This is a genomic window from Trichococcus sp., assembly GCF_049589555.1.
Classification (GTDB): Bacteria; Bacillota; Bacilli; order Lactobacillales; family Aerococcaceae; genus Trichococcus.
On the sequence record NZ_JBAWAZ010000264.1, the window covers coordinates 1 to 1,652 of the forward strand.

The window sequence follows — 1,652 nt, forward strand, 5'->3', positions numbered from 1 at the left end:
GAAGAATGGTTTTCGCGAAAAACGACGTATATTACATTGGAGACAATTTCGATAATGACATAATTGGGGCAACTGCGGCGGGGTGGAAGACAATCTGGGTGAATTTCCGGAACCATGAAGTGGTAAACAAGGATGTTTCGGCAACGTATGTTGTGGATACCCCGGAGGAATTGTTGCGGTTGGTGGATGGACTTGCGAGAGGACTGTAGGACAGTAAGGTGATTGATATCAATACCACGCACTTGCTCAATAAAATGAGAGAGCATGCAGGAATTAATATGGATTTCAAAGTTTTAAAATATGGGAACGAAATTTAGTGAATAAAAAATCAAACAAATGTTTGACAGCGCTTTCTTTATCGGTATAATAGGTGTTAGGCAATATATCATGGATTTCCGAAGATACATAATACATTGCCAAAATATAATTGGGGGGATTAAATAATGAATGAAGAAATGGAACTATCGGAACACAGCCCTGAACAGTTGGTGGCGCTGATCCAACAAGGGCACCCTATGTACTTTGAAGAACTCTTCTATAGGTTTTTACCACTAGTAAAAAAGTTCAACAAAGCCTATTATTTACGTTTTTTGGAACAAGAGGATTTCTGGCAGGAGGCCCGTATGGTACTGCATAAGGCTGTTCAGTCTTATGTTCCCGAAAAAGGCCTGCAGTTTGCGAGTTTCTACAAATTAACCCTCAAACATCATATTTTCAGCTTAATCAGGAAAGAAAGTGCCGTAAAGAGAAAGATTGACAAAGGCGCGGTGTCGTTGGATGCGATCTTGGAAAATCAGTACAGCAATCATACTGAACATTCATTTGAAGGTGTCGTTTCGATGAACTTCTCTCCTGAAGAGATCGTTATGGTGAGGGAAAGTGCATCGTGTTACTTTGAAATTCTGTCTGATTTCGAGCAGGCTGTGTTCATTCGTTTCATCAATGGATCGGATTTTCTGACCATCGCCGATGATCTGGACTGCGAGGTGACATCTATCAAGAACGCCTATGATAGATGCCACCGCAAAATGAAACGTTTGTTAGATTGATATCCGAATAATGCCTCGCCGGAAAAACTTTCCGGAGGGGTATTTTTTCTTTTCCGGAAAAACGGGTCCGTAGTTCATTTCTTTGGCTCAATTGTGCTACACTTTAAGTATGAATTTTAAGAAGCAAGGACATAATTATGAATAAAAATAAACGTTTGATCTATATTTCATTATTGGCTGCGCAGGGGGTGGTCATCACGATGCTGGAGCGGGCGATTCCGTTTCCGTTCGCGTTTGCGCCGGGCGCGAAGCTGGGTTTGGCGAACATCATAACCTTGTTGGCGATCTTTACATTGCCTTATAAGGACAGTCTGAAGGTCGTGTGGATGCGGTTGTTGATCTCGACGTTGTTGGGCGGGACATTATCGACCTTCCTTTACAGTTTTGCGGGGGCTTTTTTGAGTTATGGCGGGATGCTTTTGGTCCGACTTTTGGGTCCGAAGCGGGTCAGCATGATCGGCATCAGTGCTGCCGGCGGGATTCTGCATAATGTCGGCCAGTTGGCGATGGCGAGTCTGATTGCGCAATCGTTCAGTGTGATGCTCTACTTGCCGATCCTTTCCGTTACCGGCATCTTCTCGGGAATCGCGGTCGGTGTGGCGG

General features: G+C 43.9%; 3 protein-coding genes. All 3 read left to right on the plus strand.

Features of this window, described 5'->3' with window-relative positions; translation table 11 throughout:
* Positions 1–209 (plus strand): HAD family hydrolase (locus tag WBV27_RS09560; protein ID WP_424201528.1); only part of this gene is annotated, 209 nt, incomplete at its 5' end.
* 234 nt (positions 210–443) lie between these two features.
* Complete coding sequence (locus WBV27_RS09565) at positions 444–1,049, plus strand: sigma factor (RefSeq protein ID WP_424201530.1); 606 nt, start codon at positions 444–446, stop codon at positions 1,047–1,049.
* Between the two features lie 137 nt (positions 1,050–1,186).
* Positions 1,187–1,652: Gx transporter family protein (locus WBV27_RS09570; protein WP_424201532.1), on the plus strand; the 466-nt coding region annotated here is incomplete at its 3' end.

Coding starts and splice junctions, on each gene's coding strand:
- WBV27_RS09565 (WP_424201530.1), top strand. CDS start 444: ATGAATGAAGAAATGGAACTATCGGAACACAGCCCTGAACAGTTGGTG.